The organism is Aliarcobacter thereius LMG 24486 (genome assembly GCF_004214815.1).
Classification (GTDB): Bacteria; Campylobacterota; Campylobacteria; order Campylobacterales; family Arcobacteraceae; genus Aliarcobacter; species Aliarcobacter thereius.
In genome coordinates this window covers 938892-959063 of the sequence record NZ_CP035926.1, presented here as the reverse complement: position 1 = coordinate 959063, position 20172 = coordinate 938892, and the positions used below count along the sequence as shown (strand labels likewise).

The following is a 20172-nucleotide window of genomic DNA, read 5'->3' as shown; positions in this document are numbered from 1 at the left end:
AAAATCTTAGAAACTATATTTTAGATTTATATAGCTATATCTTCCAGGGTCATTAAATAGAATCTGTTCTCCTCCAACAGTTACATATCTAATATCTTTATAAGTGTTTGTAGAGTTATAAACTTTATCAAATAGATTATCAACTCCTAAAGTTAATTCAAAGTTTTTAAATAGCTCTTGAGAATATTTTAAATTTACAAGTGCATATCCAGCAATTTCCTGCTCTTTAGCACTTGCATCAAATTTCTTCCATCTATCAACAGCTATTACTTCTGCTTTAAATTTTGCTTTTTTATACTCATAATTTAAAGCTAAGTTTGTTTTTAGAGGTGAAATTTCTGCTAAATCTTTATCTGTATAGTTGCCATCTTTTTTCCCTCTTAAATATGAAACTCCTAAATCAAGAGATAATTCATCTGTAAAGTAATAATAAGCACTTAAATCTACTCCATAAATTTTTGCATCTATATTTTCAAATCCATTTTGAGCATTGTAAATATAGTTTTTTAACTCTGAGTAGAAGATTTTTGGCTTAATATTAAAGCTTCCAATAGTTTTTTCAAATCCTAAATCTATCTCATAGTTTTTTGTTTGATCTAAGTTTGAATTTCCCATATAAAGTTCTCGTGCATCTGGAACTCTTGAAGATTTTCCAATACCTGCAAAAACTTTACTTTGCTCATCAAAATTATATGCTGTAAATAGATATCCATTTATTCCTGTATATTTTTTATCATTTGCATTTGGTTTTTGTGTTTCAATATTTGTGTAGTCATATCTTAAACCTGATTCAATCTCTAAGTTTCCAATAGATTTTTCAAATTTTGTAAAAATTGCTTTGTTTTTAGTATCGGTATCATACATTCTATTCATTGTAGCATTTGGAGTAATAACACCTGTAACTATATTTGTAGAGTGCATTTGCCCTCTCCAGTTTCTAACACTTGTATCAATACCAAGAGTAATTAAACTATCACTAAGTTCTAAAGAGTTTTTAACTGTTGCTCCCCAAACTGAAGTTTTTAAGTGGTTTGTCATATATGAAGTACCATTTCCATTTCTTAATTTTCCACTCATAGGATGATCTACTTTTGAGTAGTAATAGTCTAAATTTAACTCTTTAGAAAAACTTCCTAACTCTCTTATTGTATATCCCAAAGTGTAAATATCGCTATCATCATAATCAGCATCCATAGGACCAGCTGGATATAAAATACCATCACTTCTATTTGCATTATAAGATAGTTTTAAATCTTGATTATCTGAAATATTAAATTGTAGTTTCGAAAAAACAGTTTTTTTCTCAAATGCATCTATATCTGAATCTTTATATTGATTTGAAAGAGGAACACCTCTTTTTTTCTGTTGCTCTAAAAAGTTATCACCATTTCCATCTTTATAAGCTTTTCCTTTTTCATTTGAAGCTGAGATTAAAGCTTTTACAAACTCATTTCCACCTTCAATTGTAGCACTTGCTTTTTTATAATTGAAACTTCCAGTATTTAAATTTACTTCACCATGAAAGCCATCTTTTGGCTCTTTCATCTCTACTTTTACAAGCCCACTTAGAGTTCCAAAATTTTCAACATCATAAGGACCTTCAATAATCTTTACATTTTTAATATTATTTGTAGCAATATGAGAAGTTGGTGGATCCATTCTATTTGGACAAGCTCCATAGATTTTTGCACCATCAATTAAGATATTAATATTGTCTTTTTTTTGCCCTCTTAATATAATATCATTTGCGATACCATTTCTTCTTACAATTGAAATATTTGCTGAATTTTTCATCAAAGCTTCAGCTAAATCAGCACTTTTTAACTCTTCACTATTTATATCTTTTATAAGTTTTGAGTTTGATTTTTCTACTATATTTATTGTTTCTAAACTAGTAATTTCATTTGCACTTAAAAAAGCTGTTGTAACAAAAGATAAAGTAATTATCTTTTTTGCTAAATTTCTCTTTTTTTCCATAATATTTTCCCTTCCTAAAAAAATTTAGTAATTCTTACAAGAAAGTGTTAATTAACTATAAAATAGAAGTTTTAAAGTAATTAAACTATAATTACATATCTTAAAAAAAAGGGCAAATATGACAGAAACTATGATATTTATGATTGCAGTTGTGTTTTTCGCAATAGTGATTATTTCAAAAGGGGTAAAGGTTGTATCACAATCTGATTTATATGTTGTAGAAAGACTGGGTAAATTTCACAAGGTTTTAGATGGAGGTTTTCATATTATTATTCCAATAATTGATAAAGTAAGAGCTATTTTAACTTCAAGAGAACAACTTGTTGATATTGAAAGACAATCAGTTATTACAAAAGATAACGTAAATATTTCAATAGATGGAATAGTTTTTTGTAAAGTTGAAGAAGCAACAATGGCTACATATAATGTTATGAATTTTAGAGTTGCAATTGCAAATCTTGCAATGACAACTTTAAGATCTGAAATTGGTGCTATGGTTTTAGATGATACATTATCAAATAGAGAAACTTTAAATGCAAAACTTCAAACAGAAATCGGAAGTGCAGCTACAAACTGGGGAATTAAAGTAACTAGAGTTGAAATAGCTGATATTTCTGTTCCACCTTCAATAGAAAAAGCTATGAATATGCAAATGGAAGCTGAAAGAGAAAAAAGAGCTATTCAAACAAAAGCAGAAGCTCAAAAAGAGGCTCAAATTAGAGAAGCAGAAGCATTTAAACAAAGTGAAATATTAAAAGCAGAAGCAATAGAAAGAATGGCAGATGCTAAGAAATATGAACAAGAAAAAGTTGCAGCTGGTCAGCAAGAAGCTATGAATTTAATAAATGAAGCAATGATGAAAAATGAAAAAGCAGCTGAATTCTTACTTGCAAAAGATAGAGTTGCTGCATTTAAAGCTATGGCTGAAAGTTCGAGTACAGATAAAATGATATTACCTTATGATGTAACACAAATGATTGGAAGCACTTCGGTTTTAGGAGATGCTTTCTTTAAAGGTGTAAGTAATAATCAAACTAATAATGGATAAAGAATGGATTTTTATATTCTTTTTGCCATTGGGCTTACTTTAATCACAATTGAGATTTTTTTATTCTCATTTGTGGTTGTTTGGTTTGGATTAGGATTTTTACTTATCTCATTTTTAAACTATTTTTATCCAATTGATAGTGTAATTTGGCAACTATGTTTAGTAGCACTATTTTCACTAATATTTTTAGTTTTATTTAGAAAAAAACTATTAAAAAAGTTTTCTAAATCTCAAAAAGAGATAAGAGATGATTTTTTAAATGATAGTGGATATGCAGAAATTAAAAGTGGAAAGATATTTTTCAAAGGAACTTTCTGGGAATTTGATAAAAGTATAGATATAGAAAATTTTAAAGATGGTGAAAAGGTTTTTGTAGAATATACAAAAAATAATACTGCTTATATTAAAGTAAAATAGCTTGTAATTTACAAGCTATTTTATACTTTTAAGACTCGAATCTCTTTTTCAATTTAAAAAACGAAATAATAGCTTTAAACTGAGCTAAAACAAATGGAATCATAAGTACAAAATAGCTTGTACTATATTTTTCTACAATTTCATTATTTACAATACCAATATTTATAAAAAACATCCCAAAAATGAAAAAAGCAATAGCAGGGAAAATAAGTATAAAACTCAAAGCACTTTTTATATTTTCATTTATGAATTTTTCAAGAGTTCCAAGCTTTTTTACAAGAATAGATGAAAAAATCCCAAATATTATCTGTAAAGTAAGAATAATAGAACCCAATATAAAAATAGCAATACTATTTGTTTCTTTATCAAAATTATGTTCTAAGCCAAAAGTAATTCTTATAAAAGTAATACCAAGAAGAGTTAAAATTGGTATTATAAAAGATAGCGATAAAGCAGATTCAATATTCATACCTTTTTTTATATTCCTAAAACCAAAAGTAAATTTTAAAATAGTTAACACAGATGCTAATGTTGCAAAAAATAGTGAAGCAAAAACTCCAATACTACTTAAAGTGATATTTGTACTCATAGCTCCTAAAGATGCAAATCCAACAGCAGTCATTGAAAAAGCAAAAATAGTTATTATTTGAAGCAATTGATCTTTTTTTCCAAAATTAAACTCTCCTGTAAGAAGAATTCTTGCAAAATAATTAAAAAATATTTTAAGAGTATAAATACCATTTATAGCAAATCCAACAAATACCAATGGAAATATATATTGAACAATGCTCCAAAAACCAGGAATAAGAATAACTGCCAGAATAAATGTCAACAATATACTTGTAGTAAAAGTAAGAGGAATAACTATCAGTAATACTTGCTTGTTTGTAGCAAAAAGATTTTTATATGATTCTGTTTTTCTATAAATTAAAAACTCTTTACTATTTAAAAGAAGTAATTTATAGTGAATTACAGCAAAAGCTATTACAAAAACCAAAGAAAATGTAGTAATAAAAGTAATATAATCACTTTTTTTTAAAACTTCTAATATATCCCAAAATGTTATAATTGGACTATTTTCGTGAGGAGCTAAAAACATTAAATAGATAAAAAATGAAATACTTAGAACTCCTGAAGCTAAAGATTTCAAATAAAATGAAGGAGAAAAATTTTCTCTTAAGACCATAAACAACCCTTTTTAAAAAATTGAAAAATTGTATCAAATAAATAATTAATAAGTAGAAGTAATAATAAATTTAAAATCTGTTAAAATCTATTTATGAATAAAAAACTAATAGAAATATATTATGATAAAGATTGTCCATTTTGTAAGAGATATACTGAATTTTTAAAATTAAAAGATAATTATGAATTAAAAATGATAAATGCTAGAGAAAACAAGAGAGAGTTAAAGGAAATTTGTAGCAAATTAGATATAAATGATGGTTTCATTGTTGTTTTTGAAAATAGTTTTTTTCAAGGCACAAAAGCTTTGGAGTTTTTAAATAGAGCAGTTGATAAAAATACACTATTGGGAAAATTACATTTTTTATTTAAATATAATAATCTTTTTTCTAAAGCTTTATATAAAATTATTCTTCAGTTTAGAAAGCTGATTCTTATTTTATTTGGTAAAAATAGTAAAATTTAGCTTTCTTTTAGAAGCTTAAAATAATCTTCTCTACTTATCTCATAAGCTCCAAGTGAGGCTAAATGAGGATTATAAACTTGGCAATCTATAAGTTTAATTTCATTCTGTTTTGCCCACTCACAAAGATAAAAGAATGCAACTTTTGAAGCATCACTTTCAAATGAAAACATACTTTCTCCACAAAAAATATCATTTATAAGAATTCCATAAAGTCCACCAACAAGTTTTTTGTCTAAATAAACTTCAATAGAGTTTGCAAATTCTAAATTATGCATCAAAGTATAAGCTTGAATAAAATTATCATCAATCCATGTATCATCTTCATGTTTTCTTTTAATTTTTGAGCAATTTTTTATAACTTCAATAAAATTTGTATTTGATTTTATTTCAAAACCTCTATTTTTTATAGATTTTTTAAGACTTTTTGATACTTTCATCTCATCTGGTTTCAAAACCATTCTTTTTTGTGGGCAGAACCAATGAATATATCCTAATTCATCAATAAACCAAGGGAAAAGCCCATTTGAATAGGCATTTATCAATCTTTGTGGATGAAAATCTCCACCAATAGCGACCAAATCATCACTAATCATATCTTGGCTTGGGAAATCAAAATTATCATCATCCAAAAGCCAAATTTTATTTTCTTTATCTAATAGTTTCATTTTGGAATTTTAGTCAAAAATATGTTAATATCCAAATTTTAGAATAAGAGGTAAAATGAAAAGAGTAGATGCATATTTATCAAGTTTGGGATATTGTAGTAGAAGTGAAGCCAAAAGATTTTTAAAACAAAATGAAGTTTGTATAAATAAAAATAGGGTTTATAATACTTCAATAAAAGCAAAACATAGTGAAATAACTGTAAATGGTGAAAAGCTAGATGATGAAAAACTACTTATTTTATTAAATAAACCAGAAGATTATATCTGCTCACATAATGATGCAGGAAAGCTTATTTATTCGCTTCTTCCACAAAGATATCAAAATAGAAATCCAAAAATATCAACTATTGGAAGATTGGATATTGATACAACAGGAGCTATTTTATTTACAGATGATGGAGATTTAAATCATAGGCTAACAAGTCCAAAAAAAGATATTAAAAAAATTTATGAAGTAAGTTTAGAAAAACCATTAAAAGGTGATGAAAAAGAGCTTTTTGCAAGTGGAGAAATAGTTTTAAATAATGAAACAAAAGCTTTAAAACCAGCTATTTTAAAAGTAATTAATCCAAATTTAGTTCATCTTGAAATAGTTGAAGGAAAATATCATCAAGTTAAAAGGATGTTCGCATATACAGGCAATAAAGTTATAAAACTTCATCGCCTAGATTTTTCTGGATTTAAAGTAGAAGATTTAGAAATAGGGGAGTTTAAACTCTTAGATTTTGATTTAGTTAATAGAAGTTTTTAGAATTTCTCTTAACTCTTCAACACTATTTAAAACATTTTTATTTTTTTCATAATTTGAGAATCCCCAGTTTACTAAAATCCCATTTACACCAGCTCCTAAAGCTGCTGTTGTGTCTTTTATAGAATCTCCAATTACTTTTACATTCTCTTTTTTTGCTCCATATTTATCCAAAATTATATTTATCATTTCTGGATTTGGTTTTGGTTCTTTAACATCGTTATAACCCAAAATTGTAGAAAAGTATTTTTGGATATCAAGATAATCCAACATTTTTCTTGCATAATCAGAATGAGCATTTGTTGCAACACAAAACTTAAAGTCATTTTTAAAATCATCTAAAATATCTTTAATTCCATCATAAATATGAAGATCAATTAAGCAATTTTTTGCATAAAAGTCTTCAAATAAAGATGTAATATGTGGAGTAAATGTTTTGCTATTATAAAAAAATTCTGAACTATTTATATTTATATCATTTACATTTTCTAAAATATAACTTTTGTCCATAGTTTGTAAACCTATATTTTCTCTTACATGATTTACACAGTTTGCAATCGTTGAACCACTATTAATTAGGGTTCCATCCATATCAAATATAATCATTTTCATAAAATATCACCTCAGTTAAATTGGATTTGTATTATATAGTTTTAATATTAGTAAAAGATTTATTTCAAATAGGACAACTTTTATCTTATTTTAATATTTCTTCTACTATAATTCTTTTCATAGGATATTAGTATTTATCCTCCTACTAAATAATACAATTTTTAGTATCCTATACTTTTTTTGAAATGAATTGAATATATTATACAGGCTTTACAGTTTTTCCCTCTGTAAAGCCTTTTTTTATGCCAAAATCAATATAATCTTATCCTTTAACAAAATCTTAGGAAAAATATGGAAACTATAAGCTTACTTACTGTTATTGGAATTGCTTTTTTTGGATCTTTTGGTCACTGTATTGGAATGTGTGGAGGAATAGTTCTTGCGTATTCAAGTGCAAAAATAGGAGTAGAACAAAGTAAATCAAAACAAATTTTAGTTCATTTACTTTACTCATTTGGAAGAGTTTCATCTTATACATTTTTAGGATTTATCTTTGGATTTATCGGTTCTGTTGTGGCTTTTTCAAATAGCTCAAAAGGAATTTTATTTTTTATTACAGGTTTAATTATGATTTTAATTGGTTTTTCTTTAATGGGAAAAATAAAATTTCTTACAATAATTGAACAATCTTGTTCAAAAACACCTTTTTATCAAAAAATGTTTAGAAAGGTTTTAGGAAACAACTCTTTATTTAGCTTCTATTTTATAGGAGTTTTAAATGGTTTTTTACCTTGTGGATTTGTATATATGTTTGCAATAATGGCAGCTAGCACAGCAAGTGCTTTAAATGGAGCTCTTATTATGTTTATTTTTGGTATTTCTACAATTCCAGCACTATTTTTGGTTGGTTTTTTTGTAGGATTATTTAAACAATCAAGCTTAAAAGATATATTTATGAAAATTTCAGCAATTTTAGTAATAGTTTTTGGACTTTATACAGCATATAAAGGCTATATAGTTATAAAACATACACAAGATTCTATTCATAATAATATGAATCACTAAAAAATAAATTTAACAAAAGAAAGGAGGATAAAATGAAAAAATACTTTAGCTTTTTTGGTATATTAATGGCAACTTCATGTGCAAAAATAAATAGATTTTACTCAAAGATTGAAAACTATTTAGAAAAACTACCAGATATAAGACTTAGCTTGATAAAAGCAGAGCTAAAACCAATAAAAACATATTCAACAAATAATTTAAAAAAATAAAAAAGGTCAAAAATGAAGAACAAAATATCTATAAGCTTAGTTGCAAGCTTTTTAATAGCAACAAATCTTTACTCGCAAGAAACTACAAAGCTAAGTGAAATCACAGTTACAAGTGCTACAAAATCAGAGCAAAAATTAAAAGATGTTACAGCCAATGTTGATGTTATAACAGCTGAAGATATTGAGTCAAGAAAGTTTAAAACAGTTGCTGAAGCTTTGAACTCTTTAGCAGGAGTTTCTATTTCAAGTAATGGTGGAATTGGACAAACAAGTCCTGTGTATTTAAGAGGAATGAAAAGTGAAAATACTTTAGTTTTAATAGACGGAATTAGATATAACGACCCAAGTGGATTTGGTGCTAATTTTGAACATTTAATGATAAATGATATAGAAAGAATAGAAGTTATAAAAGGTGCTCAAAGTAGTATTTGGGGAGCAGAAGCTAGTGCTGGAGTTATAAATATTATCACAAAATCAGCTCAAAGTGGAACTCACGGAAATGCAAGTGTTGAGTATGGAAGATATGATACAACAATAGCAAAAGCAAATATTTCTCACAAAAATGAGAATTTTGATGCAAAATTAGGTATTACAAGAGTTGATACAAATGGATTTTCAGCAATGTCACCCAAAAGTAGCGAAGCTAAAAAGTATGAAAAAGATGGATATGAAAATACAACAGTAAATTTAAAATTAGGATATAACTTTAATGATAGTAATAGAGTCTCAACTTCATATGAAATAATAGATACAAAAGTTGATATTGATGGAGATTTTGGAGCTCCAACATATGCTAATGACCCAAATAATTTAGATATAGCCAAAACAAAAGCTCATTTAGCAAATATCACTTATGAAAACAGAAATGATATAGCTTTAACAAAAGTTTATACAAATTATTCTGATTTTAAAAGAGAATATACAAGTGGTCAAGCAAAATATAAAGGTACTATAAAAGAATATGGAGTAAATACGAGTATTGATTATATTAATTCTTCAAATATAACTTTGGGGGTAGATTATAAAGAATTTGAGAATAAAGCTAATATAGATAAAGATTATAATAGTAAAGCAATATTTATTTCAAATACAAATAAATTCTTTGATGACAAAACAATATTTAGTCAAGCTTTAAGATATGATAGATACAGTGACTTTGACAATAAAGCTACTGGAAAAATTGGAATTAAACAATATATAATAGATGATTTAAATATTAGTGCAAATTATGGAACAGGATATAACATACCTAGCACTTTTCAATTATATGATACTTCTTATGGTATGGGAAACCCAAATTTAGACCCTGAAAAAACAAAATCTTATGATATTGGAATAGAATATAAAGGTTTTTCTATAACTTACTTTAATACAAAAGTTAATAATTTAATAGATGCTCCAATTACTGTGTATGAAAACATTAAAGGAAATAGTATATTTAAAGGTACTGAAATTGCCTATAAAAATGAAGTTATAGAAGATACATTTTTAAATCTTTCATATACAAACTTAAGCGCAAAAGATAAGGATGGAAATAAACTTCTAAATAGACCAACAAATAAGTTTAATTTTGGAGTTGATTATTATGGTTTAAAAGATTTTCACTTTAATGTAAATGGCGAATATATAGGAGCTAGATATAGTTGGGGAAGCCCTAATAGTGTAAAAACTGGAAACTATACAATCTGGAATGCAGTAGTTGATTATGATATTAGTAAAAACTTCTCTACATATCTTAAACTTGATAATATTTTCAACAAAGATTATCAAATAGTTGATGGATATGCTACAAGTCAAAGAGCAGCATATTTAGGTATAAAGGCTAGTTTCTAAGATGAAAAAACTACTATATCTTCTACTTTTTTTTAATATCTCTTTTTTAAATATTTTAAGTGCAAATGAAAAAATTATTACTCTAAGTCCTGCTGTAAATGAGATAGTTTTTGCTTTGGGTATGGGTGATAATGTTGTTGCGAATACGCAGTTTTGTGATTATCCAGAAATATCTAAAAGTATTGAGAAAGTAGGGGGATATGGTAGTGTTAGTTTAGAAAAAGTTATAAAATTAAATCCAAGTGTAGTTGTAAATCAGAGTTATGATACAAAACTGAACCAAAATTTACAAAAGCTTGGGTTTAAAACTTTAATCTATAAAAGCGATAATATCGAAGATATAAAATATACAATCAAAAGTTTAGGAGATGAATTCTCAAGACAAATGGAAGCAGAAAAACTAAATAATGATATAGATAAAAGTTTAGAAAGTTTGAAAAATATTATAGAGAATCAAAAAATTCTAATTGTAATAAGCCCACAAAATACTCTATCAAGCCAAATATATGTAGCAGGAAATTTTGTATATTTTGAAGATATTATAAAAAAGAGTAAAAATATAAATGCTTATCAAAGTAGTTTAAAATCTCAACCTATTGTAAATAGTGAAAAAATCATCACTATGAATCCAGATATTATAATTTTATTGGCACCTTATTTGGAAAAAGAGAAAAATGCACAAGAAAAGATGCTAAAAATGTGGAAAAAGCTTCCTGTAAATGCTAGTAAAAATTCCAATATTTATATAATAGATAAAGAGTATTCAGGAATTCCAAGCCATAGAGTTAAAAACTTAATAGATGATTTTAAGGATATATTAGAAGATGTTAAAACTAAAAAATTATTCTAACTATATTTTAAAAGATATATCTTTTTCTTTAAAAGAAAATGAAAATCTATTGATTTTAGGTGAAAATGGAGCTGGAAAATCAACTTTAGCAAGAGTTTTATCAAATCTCTTAAAAGCTTCAAATCTTTTTTTGAATAATCAAAATATTAATCTTTTAAAATTAGAAGAAAAAGCAAAGATTATAAACTATATTCCAAGTCAATTTGAGATATTTGATGAATATATGACACTTTTTGAGTATCTAAAGCTATCTGTTATTGAAGAAAAAAGTGATGAAGATATTGAAAAAGTGATAAATTTTTTAAATATAGAAAAACTCAAAGATAGTTTTTGTATAAATTTAAGTTCTGGAGAGAAACAATTGTTACTTCTTGCAAGTGCTATTTTACACAATGCACAAATAACAATTTTCGATGAACTTACTGCAAATTTAGATTTAAATAAAGTAAAAGAAGTTTTTAATATTTTAAATTCAGATTTATTAAAACAAAAAATTATAATAACTCATAATCTTGATTTAGCATATGCTTTAAAAGATTTTAAAGTATTGTTTTTAGAAAAAGGTTCTTTAAAGTTTTTTGGTACACATCAAGATTTTTTTAATAAAAATAGTTTAAATGATTTTTATGGTGAAAGCTTAAAGCTTTTAGATTCTCATTTGGTACTTAATTTATGAAAATTTTATTATATATTTGTTCAATGTTTATTATATTTTTTGCTCCATTTTTAGGAGAAACTGTAATAGATTTTAAAACTATATTTGATTTTGAAAATAGTTTATCAACAATTTTTTGGGATTTAAGAGTTCCTAGAGTTTTTTTAGCTTTTTTTGTTGGTTCTATTTTGGCTATAAGTGGACTTATTTTTCAAATAATTTTCAAAAATGCTTTAATAACTCCATATACTTTGGGAATTGCAAGTGGTACAACACTTTTTTCTAGTTTATCAATAGTTTTTTTACCACTTTTGCCACTCTTTTTTGCATCTATTTTTGGCTCTTTACTTACAGTTTTAGTTCTGTTTGTAATTTCAAGAAATTTAAATTCTAAGAAACTAGTAAATTCTACAAACTCTATACTTCTAATAGGAATTGCCTTATCTTATTTTTATAGTTCTGCTTTAATGTTGGTATTTTTTCTTAGTAATTTACAAGAAAATTACTCAATAGTTAGATTTACATTAGGAACTCTTGATACAGTTGGTTTGATTCCTGCTTCTGTTTTAGGTATTACAGCAATATTTTTAATTTTATTTATATATAAATTTAAAAACAAAATAAATTTACTTTTAATCTCAAATGATACAGCATTTTTAAAAGGATTAAATGTAAATAAAACAATATTAACACTTCTTATATTTATTACAATTTGTGTTGGGATTTGTATTAGTTTTACAGGACCTATTGGCTTTGTAGGATTAGTAATTCCACATATTGTAAAACTTATTTATAAGAAAAGTGCAATAAATATAATCTTTCCAACACTATTTTTTGGTGGAGTTTTCTTGGTGTTTTGTGATCTTGTTGCAAGATTGATTCCAACAGCTTCATCTTTACCAATAGGTGTTGTAACTGCATTTATAGGAGCTCCATTTTTTGTATATTTGCTTATAAAGAAACAAAAATAGAGTTAATTTTAAATTTCAAAGTAAATTTATGGTAATATTTATAAATCATTTTAAGGAGTAGTTATGAATACAAGTATAGTTGGAAGACATATAAAACTTACAGATGCGATAAAAGATTATGTAAATAGTTCTATTGAAACATTTGAAAAATATAATTTAGATATTATTTCAGTTACTTCAACAATAACTGCAGATGAAAAACAAGGTAAAGCTTTTACTTTTGAATTTACTTTAAATATTGCAAATATTGATACTGTTGTTGTAAGACAAAAAGATAAAGACCTATATTCTGCTATTGATATAGCTGTTGATAGAGTTTCAAAAGTTTTAAGAAGACACAATGATAAAATTACAGCTCATAAAGCTACTAAATTTAGTGAAGCTAATGTTGAAGTAGAAGATTTGGTTGCAAAAGAGCTTGAAAAATTTGAAGATGAAATTATTCCTCAAAGACTAGTTTCTTATAAACCAATTGATATAGAAGAAGCTTTAGAAGAGTTAAAAAACTCAAGTGCCCAATTCAAAGTATTTTATGATAAAGATGATAATCTAAGAGTATTATACAAAGCAAATGTTGCTGGAAAATTTGGGCTTTATTAAAAGTTTTTAACTCGCACAAAGGTATTAGCTTTTTGCTAATACCTTTTTTTAATTTTTATTAGGATTTAAGATAAATATGCAAAATAATTTAAAAAAAGTTGCTTTAATAGGGCAACCAAATGTTGGAAAGTCATCACTTTTTAATAGACTTTCAAATAGAAGAATAGCTATTGTTTCTAATATTGCAGGAACAACTAGAGATATTAGAAAAAATGAAATTCAAATAATAGATAGAAGTGCTTTACTATTAGATACAGGTGGAATTGATGAAACAAATGATGAAATCTTTATAAATGTAAAAGCACAAGCAATAAGAACTGCAAAAGATGCAGATATTATTCTATTTTTAGTAGATGGAAAAAATATACCTGATGATAAAGATAAAGAACTTTTTTATGAGCTTTTAAGACTAGGAAAAGAGCTTGCTTTAGTTGTAAATAAAATTGATAATGATAAAGAACTAGAAAGACTTTGGGAGTTTTTTGAGTTTGGAATTGGAGATGAAAATCTTTTTGGTATATCAGTTTCTCATAATCGTGGGACAAAAAAACTTTATGAATGGATTTATGATAAATTACCTGAAAATGAAGAGACTGTAAAAGCTCAAGAAGAGCAAAAAAGAGTTGAAGCACTAAAAGAAGAGTTTGGAGAATTTTACGAAGAAGATGATGATGAAGATTTTTCTACAGATGATATTGAAAAAATTGAAGATGAAGATATAGTTTTAGATGATACTTCTATAAATGTTGCGATTATTGGAAGAGTAAATGTTGGAAAGTCATCAATTCTAAACTCTCTTGTAGGTGAAAAAAGATCAGTTGTTTCAAGTATTGCAGGTACTACTATAGATCCTGTTGATGAAACTTACTTTTATAAAGATAAGAAAATCACTTTTGTTGATACAGCTGGATTAAGAAGAAGAGGAAGCATTGAAGGAATTGAAAAATTTGCTTTAATGAGAACTAAAGAGATGCTTGAAAAAGCAAATATGGCTTTAGTTGTTCTAGATGCTTCAAGAGAACTTACAGATTTAGATGAAAAAATTGCTGGACTTGTAGATGAATATGGATTAGGTACTATTATTGTTCTTAATAAATGGGATGAAAATATGGATAGTTTCCAAAAAATAGAAGAAGAGATAAGAAGAAGATTTAGATTTTTAGCTTATGCTCCAATTATTGCAGTTTCAGCAAAAACAGGAAGAAGTATTGATAGATTAAAAGACAAAATTGTTGATATTTTTGAAAATTATACACAAAGAATTTCTACTTCAAAACTGAATAAAGTTATAGAAGAAGCAGTTATTAGACATGCACTTCCAAGTCCAAATGGAGCAAGATTAAGAATATATTACTCTACGCAATTCAGTACAAGACCACCTAGAATAGCAGTTGTTATGAATAAACCACAACTTCTTCACTATTCATATAAAAGATATTTAATTAACTTTTTAAGAGAGCAATTTAATTTTGAAGGAACACCAATTCATATTGTTTCTAGAGGGAAAAATAGCAATATAGATGATGAAGGATATTTGGAGCAAGAATAGATGGCAAAAATATATCTACTAAATAATCAAAAATATGAAGGTATTATAAATCTTGAAGTATTTAAAGTAAAAAGTACAAAATATTTAGTAGATTGTTCAAAATATGATGCACTTGTATTTACTTCTAAAAATGCAATTTATTCCTTAGAAGAAAATTCTATTAATTGGAAGAATACTCCTTCATATTTAATAGCTTCAAAAACAGCAAAAGTAGCAAAAGATTATGGTGCAAACATAGCTTTTGTTGGTGCAAATGGTCATGGAAATGAATTTGCAAAAGAGCTTATACCTCTTTTAAAAAATAAAAAAGTATTATATGTAAAAGCTTTAAAAACAGTATCAAATCTTGTTGAAATATTAAAAGAAAATGAGATAGACTTAGATGAAATAGTTTCATACCAAACTGTATGCAATAATTTTTTAGAAAAAGTAGAATTAGAAAAGAACTCTACAATAATTTTTACTTCTCCATCTAGTGTTGAGTGTTTTTTTAATAATTTCAAATGGGATAAAAGCTTTAAAGCTGTATTAATTGGAAAAACAACAGAGAAGTTTTTACCAAAAGAAGTTAATGATTATGTAATAAGTAAAACAACTGATGTTACAGAGTGTGTTAATATTGCTAAAAGAAGCTTCTCTTAAACTCAATTTCAATCTTTTTTAGATAAAATCCTGAACTCTGAGTGGTACGGGATTTTCATTACTGCGGGTCCGATAATTTTATTTTTATACATCTTTGTAGTTATACAGTGTGTAGCGATTCATTATGTTTTTGCTCCTAAAGTATACTCTTGTATATATATTTGGCTTTTAGGGCCACCTTATGATTAACGACTACTTGGGATTTATAATTTAAAAGGGATTTTATATGAATATTTTAATACTTGGAAGTGGTGGTAGAGAGTACTCTATTGGACTTGCACTAAAAAAAGAAAATGCACACAAACTATATTTTATGCCAGGAAATGGAGCTACTTCTGATTTAGGTGAAAATATTGATATAAAAGACTATCATAAATTAGCTAGTTTTGCTAAAGAAAATAAAATAGATTTAACAATAGTTGGTCCTGAATCTCCTTTGGTTGATGGAGTTGTTGATATATTTAAAAAAGAAAATCTAGTAATTTTTGGTCCAAGTAAGGCAGCTGCTCAGCTTGAAGGTTCAAAAGCATATATGAAAAATATTCTAAAAAAATATAATATTCCAACAGCAGGATTTATAGAAACAAGTAATAAAAATGAAGCTTATAAATTTATTGATAGTATGAATAATCTTCCAATAGTTGTAAAAGCTGATGGTCTTTGTGCTGGAAAAGGTGTAATAATAGCTCAAAGCAAAGAAGAAGCAAAACAAACTGTTGAAGATATGTTAAGTGGAGAAAGTTTTGGAGAAGCTGGGGCAAAAGTAGTTGTTGAAGAGTTTTTAGATGGATATGAGTTATCTGTTTTTGCTATTTGTGATGGAGAAAACTATAAAGTATTACCAGCAGCTCAAGATCATAAAAGAGTAGGGGATGGAGATACTGGACCAAATACAGGTGGAATGGGTGCTTATGCTCCAACACCTTTAGTTGATGAAACTATTTATAAAAAAATTGAAGAGAGAGTTATAAAACCAACTTTAAAAGGAATGCAAGAAGAGAAAGCTCCTTTTGAAGGAGTTCTATTTATCGGAGTTATGGTTGTAAAAGGTGAACCAATAGTTTTAGAATATAATGTAAGATTTGGTGATCCTGAATGTGAAATTTTAATGCCTTTAATTGATTCAAAAGTTTCAGAACTATTTTATTATGGAGCTACAAAACAACTTGATAAATTAGATATTAAAATAAAAAACAAATATGCAGTTGGTGTTGTTATGGCAAGTGAAAACTATCCATATAGTTCAAGTGCACCTACAATTATATCTTTATCAAATATTGTTGATGAAGAGCTATTAAATAACTCTCATATTAGTTTTGCTGGTGTTTCAAGAAAAGATAATAAACTTATGGCAAATGGTGGAAGAATTGCTGTTTGTGTTGGTTTAGGAAATAGTATTAAAGAAGCTAGAGATAGAGCATATCTATTATCATCAGAGATAAATTTTGATGGTAAAAAATTTAGAAATGATATTGCTTACCAAGCATTAAAGTAAATATATGCAAAAAACAGTTGATCCATCTAATTTACAATTAGCATCAATGAGAAGTAGAGCTTTTGCTTTTGTTATTGATGATATAATTATTACACTTTTGATTACTTTTATTTTTTGGGATAATATTATGGCTGTAAGTCATGATTCAGAGGCAATGATACTTTTAATGCAAACTACTTTTGTAATGCCTTTAATAGTATTAAAAGTATTTTATCATACATTTTTTATTTGGTTATATGGTCAAACTCTAGGTAAAAAAATAGCTAAAATTAGAATAATTGATGCTAATAATTGGGGAAGAGTTAATTTCTTATCATCATTTTTAAGAGCCGTTGGAAGAATATTTTCAGAAATGTTTTTTTATATTGGTTTTGCTATTGGTTTTTTTAATGAAGGAAGAAAAACTTTTCATGATTTTACAGGTAAAACGCTGGTTGTAAATGCGTAAACTTTCTTATTTTTTGTTATCTATTAGTCTATTATCTATTAATCTTTTAGCAAAAGAGAATAGTAGTGAAAAACTACAATTAGTAGCAAAAAATATAGAAGCAAAAGATAATGTAATTATTGCAAAAGATGATGTGATAGCTTATTCTCCATCTTATTATATAAGTGCAGATAAGTTAATTTTTGATAGAGAAAAAGAGAGTTTAGAACTCTTTGGTAATGTTTTAATAATAAAAGATAATAAACTTCAAACTCAAAGCAAATATGCTTTTTTAGATATGAAAAATGATTTAGGAACACAAGATCCTATTTTTTTGATTGATAGTAGTTCAAATATTTGGACAAATGCTAAAGAACTTACAAAAGAGCAAGAAAAACTTGAGCTTGTAGATTCAATAATATCTTCTTGTGATTGTTTTGATCCAGCTTGGAGTATTAGAGCAAGTAGTAGTAACTATGACACAAAAGATATGTGGGTAAATACTTTTAATACAAGATTGTATATAAAAGATATACCTATTTTTTATCTTCCATATTTTGGTTTTCCAACTGATACGACAAGAAGGACTGGTTTATTGTTTCCAACTATGGGTTATGGAAAAAGTGAAGGTTTTTTATATTCTCAATCTTTATTTATAGCACCTAAAGATAACTATGATTTTGAAATAACTCCTCAAGTAAGAACACAAAGAGGATATGGAGTTTATGGTAGCTTTAGATATGCAGCTACTCCTGATAGTATTCTAAATATAAAAAGTGGTTATTTTAAAGAAAAAAACTCTTATTTAAAAGATAGAGATTTATTAAATGATGATAAATACAACAATCAGCATTATGGAATAAGTTTAGATTACGAACAAAAAAATATTTTAACAACTAAAAATAGCTCTTATGAAGATGGTTTTTTTACATCTTTAAATTATTTAAATGATATTGAATATCTTGAATTAAGTAATCTTAATGGAAATGTTCAATCTGATAGAAATGTGGAATCAAAGCTAAATTATTATTTTAATACTCCAAATTATTTTACAGGAACATATCTTAAATATTATATAGATACTCAAGCAAAAAGCAATAAACAAACAATGCAGGAATTACCTCAAATTCAGCTTCATTCATATAATAAATCTATTTTATTTGAGAATCTTATCTACTCAGCAGATTTTAAATACCAAAATCTTACAAGAGAAGATGGTATTACAGCTGAAGTTTATAATTTTAATGTTCCTATATCTTATTCAAGAAATATTTTTAATGATCATATATTTTTAGGTGCTGAATCAAAAACAATGTTTACAAATTATATATATGATAATTATTCAAATGATAAAAGTTTTGATAATGGAACTTTGGTACAAAATTTAACCACTTTATTCATTGGTACAGATTTAATAAAACCTTATCAAAATATTATTCATACAGTAAATTTAAGCTTGAATCATGAAATTCCAAATAATTGGTATAAAGATGGTGATTTACATAATGTAACAGTTTTAGAAAAAGAAAATAAAAAAAAATATAATGACTTAAAACCATTCCCAACTCTTCAAAATAAGAAAAGAACAATAGCAAAATTAAATCAATCTTTTTATAATAAAGAGAACTCAAAACAGTTAATAAATCATCAAATTTCACAAAGTATATATTATGATGACGATGATACTGCAAAGCTTCAAGATTTAGAAAATTATTTGAGACTCTATTATAAAAACAGTACATTTTCTGGAAGAGTTGTTTATAATGTTGCAGATGAAAAAATTGTAGAAACAAGTTTAGATGCTAAATTAGATTTAGAAAATTTTTCTTTAAATACAGGTTATTATAACTCTATAAAAACTTATAATGAATTTTTTAGTAGAGATGATTTAGAGTCTTATAGAATTGAGGCAAAATATAAGCTAAATTCATCATATGCACTAAGATATTATGAAAATTATGATTTAGAAGAAAAAATTAGAAATAGACAAGGTTTTGGTTTTGAAATAGACGATAGTTGTTGGAGTTTAGATTTAAAATATGAAAAAGAGATTGTTCCATCTTCAAGTAGTAAATATTCTAATAGAAGACAAAATATAGTATATGCAACTCTTGTATTAAAACCAATTGGTGGAATTAAACAAAACTATAAGGTATATGATAGTGAGTCTAGATAATATTTATTTTAAAAATAGAGAAGTAGCTGCTTACAAGCTTTTAGATGTACTTCCTTTAGATAGTATGAAGCTTGAAAAATGGATTGTAGTTGCTTGTTCTTATGGTGGATATGAAATAGCTAAAATCGTTGCAGAAGCTTTAAACTCAGAATATGACTTACTATTTAATGAAAAAATCTATGCTCCAAACAATGAAGAGTGCGAAATAGCTGTTGTAACAGAACTAGAAGAGGTTTTAATACATGAAGAGCTTGTAAAATCTTTTGATATAGAGCTAGATTTAATATATTTAAAATCTAAAGATATTTTTGAAACAACAATAAAACCAAAAATTCATAAATTCAGAGCAGGGGAAAAACTAACATATTTAAAGGGTAAGAATGTTTTAATAGTAGATGAAGATATAAATGTTGGATTAGTTATGATGGCTTGTATAAAAACTATTATCAATCAAGGAGTAAAATCAATAAGTGTTGCAACTCCTTTATTATCAACAGCTAGTATTCAGGCAATCGATGCAATTACAGATGATTTATATTATGTTAAAAAGTTAGATCACTATATAGAAGCAGATTTTTATTATGATAGTTTAGAAAAATTAAGTTTTGAAGATATAGAAGAATTAAAAAAAGAAGGATAATT

The 20172-nt window shown here is 26.1% G+C and carries 21 protein-coding genes; 17 read left to right on the top strand and 4 right to left on the bottom strand.

Annotation, left to right across the window (positions count from 1 at the left end):
• Nucleotides 1–6 precede the first annotated feature (6 nt).
• Nucleotides 7–1977, bottom strand: coding sequence for a TonB-dependent receptor (locus ATH_RS04935; RefSeq protein WP_066186173.1), 1971 nt, complete (start codon nt 1975–1977; stop codon nt 7–9).
• A 118-nt stretch (nt 1978–2095) separates the two neighbouring features.
• On the opposite strand from ATH_RS04935, the gene ATH_RS04930 reads away from it, so the two are divergent.
• Together ATH_RS04930 and ATH_RS04925 are read left to right on the top strand one after the other, a co-directional pair.
• Nucleotides 2096–3025 carry an SPFH domain-containing protein gene (locus ATH_RS04930; RefSeq protein WP_066183980.1) on the top strand — a complete coding sequence of 310 codons (930 nt, stop codon included), beginning with the start codon at nt 2096–2098 and terminating at the stop codon, nt 3023–3025.
• Nucleotides 3026–3028: 3 nt separating this feature from the next.
• Nucleotides 3029–3442: an NfeD family protein gene (locus tag ATH_RS04925; protein WP_066183977.1), complete on the top strand. Its 414-nt coding sequence runs from the start codon at nt 3029–3031 to the stop codon at nt 3440–3442.
• A gap of 28 nt (nt 3443–3470) precedes the next feature.
• Here the strand turns inward: ATH_RS04925 and ATH_RS04920 are convergent, their stop codons facing one another.
• On the bottom strand, nt 3471–4628 hold the full coding sequence (locus ATH_RS04920; RefSeq protein WP_066390442.1) for a TsoY family (seleno)protein: 1158 nt from the start codon (nt 4626–4628) through the stop codon (nt 3471–3473).
• Between the two features lie 93 nt (nt 4629–4721).
• Here ATH_RS04920 and ATH_RS04915 point away from each other — a divergent pair, with 93 nt between their 5' ends.
• Nucleotides 4722–5093 (top strand): DCC1-like thiol-disulfide oxidoreductase family protein, encoded by a 372-nt coding sequence (locus tag ATH_RS04915; RefSeq protein WP_066390444.1) that lies wholly within the window; start codon nt 4722–4724, stop codon nt 5091–5093.
• Here ATH_RS04915 and aat read toward each other — a convergent pair.
• Nucleotides 5090–5758 carry a leucyl/phenylalanyl-tRNA--protein transferase gene (aat, locus tag ATH_RS04910; RefSeq protein ID WP_066390447.1) on the bottom strand — a complete coding sequence of 223 codons (669 nt, stop codon included), beginning with the start codon at nt 5756–5758 and terminating at the stop codon, nt 5090–5092. The two genes, ATH_RS04915 and aat, sit on opposite strands and share 4 nt — an antisense overlap.
• A 55-nt stretch (nt 5759–5813) precedes the next feature.
• Between aat and ATH_RS04905 the strand changes: the two genes are divergently transcribed.
• Nucleotides 5814–6509: a pseudouridine synthase gene (locus ATH_RS04905; RefSeq protein ID WP_083202023.1), complete on the top strand. Its 696-nt coding sequence runs from the start codon at nt 5814–5816 to the stop codon at nt 6507–6509.
• Here the strand turns inward: ATH_RS04905 and ATH_RS04900 are convergent.
• Nucleotides 6489–7118, bottom strand: coding sequence for an HAD family hydrolase (locus ATH_RS04900; RefSeq protein ID WP_066183956.1), 630 nt, complete (start codon nt 7116–7118; stop codon nt 6489–6491). The genes ATH_RS04905 and ATH_RS04900 overlap by 21 nt on opposite strands.
• A gap of 291 nt (nt 7119–7409) precedes the next feature.
• Between ATH_RS04900 and ATH_RS04895 the strand changes: the two genes are divergently transcribed.
• From ATH_RS04895 to ATH_RS04840, 13 genes are all read left to right on the top strand, one after another.
• A complete protein-coding gene (locus tag ATH_RS04895; protein ID WP_066390451.1) occupies nt 7410–8123 on the top strand; it encodes a sulfite exporter TauE/SafE family protein in 714 nt (237 codons plus the stop codon).
• Between the two features lie 32 nt (nt 8124–8155).
• Entirely contained in the window at nt 8156–8332 is a 177-nt protein-coding gene (locus tag ATH_RS09865) for a hypothetical protein (protein ID WP_165595958.1), read from the top strand.
• Between the two features lie 12 nt (nt 8333–8344).
• Nucleotides 8345–10165 (top strand): TonB-dependent receptor plug domain-containing protein, encoded by a 1821-nt coding sequence (locus tag ATH_RS04890; RefSeq protein WP_066390453.1) that lies wholly within the window; start codon nt 8345–8347, stop codon nt 10163–10165.
• 1 nt (nt 10166) lies between these two features.
• Nucleotides 10167–11015 (top strand): ABC transporter substrate-binding protein, encoded by an 849-nt coding sequence (locus ATH_RS04885; RefSeq protein WP_066390456.1) that lies wholly within the window; start codon nt 10167–10169, stop codon nt 11013–11015.
• A complete protein-coding gene (locus ATH_RS04880) occupies nt 10990–11691 on the top strand; it encodes an ATP-binding cassette domain-containing protein (RefSeq protein WP_066390459.1) in 702 nt (233 codons plus the stop codon). Before ATH_RS04885 ends, ATH_RS04880 begins: the two co-directional genes overlap by 26 nt.
• A complete protein-coding gene (locus ATH_RS04875; RefSeq protein ID WP_066183937.1) occupies nt 11688–12641 on the top strand; it encodes a FecCD family ABC transporter permease in 954 nt (317 codons plus the stop codon). The genes ATH_RS04880 and ATH_RS04875 overlap by 4 nt, the downstream gene beginning before the upstream one ends.
• Nucleotides 12642–12704: 63 nt before the next feature.
• Entirely contained in the window at nt 12705–13241 is a 537-nt protein-coding gene (hpf, locus tag ATH_RS04870; protein ID WP_066183934.1) for a ribosome hibernation-promoting factor, HPF/YfiA family, read from the top strand.
• 76 nt (nt 13242–13317) lie between these two features.
• Nucleotides 13318–14790, top strand: coding sequence for a ribosome biogenesis GTPase Der (gene der / locus ATH_RS04865; RefSeq protein ID WP_066183931.1), 1473 nt, complete (start codon nt 13318–13320; stop codon nt 14788–14790).
• Entirely contained in the window at nt 14791–15432 is a 642-nt protein-coding gene (locus ATH_RS04860) for a uroporphyrinogen-III synthase (RefSeq protein ID WP_066183928.1), read from the top strand.
• A gap of 226 nt (nt 15433–15658) precedes the next feature.
• The gene (gene purD / locus ATH_RS04855; protein ID WP_066183925.1) at nt 15659–16927 is read left to right on the top strand and encodes a phosphoribosylamine--glycine ligase; all 1269 of its coding nucleotides are present in this window, start codon (nt 15659–15661) and stop codon (nt 16925–16927) included.
• Nucleotides 16928–16931: 4 nt separating this feature from the next.
• Complete coding sequence (locus tag ATH_RS04850; RefSeq protein ID WP_066183922.1) at nt 16932–17375, top strand: RDD family protein; 444 nt, start codon at nt 16932–16934, stop codon at nt 17373–17375.
• A complete protein-coding gene (locus ATH_RS04845) occupies nt 17368–19530 on the top strand; it encodes an LPS-assembly protein LptD (RefSeq protein ID WP_066183920.1) in 2163 nt (720 codons plus the stop codon). The genes ATH_RS04850 and ATH_RS04845 overlap by 8 nt, the downstream gene beginning before the upstream one ends.
• Nucleotides 19511–20170: a phosphoribosyltransferase family protein gene (locus tag ATH_RS04840; protein WP_228140848.1), complete on the top strand. Its 660-nt coding sequence runs from the start codon at nt 19511–19513 to the stop codon at nt 20168–20170. Before ATH_RS04845 ends, ATH_RS04840 begins: the two co-directional genes overlap by 20 nt.
• The last annotated feature ends 2 nt before the right edge of the window (nt 20171–20172 follow it).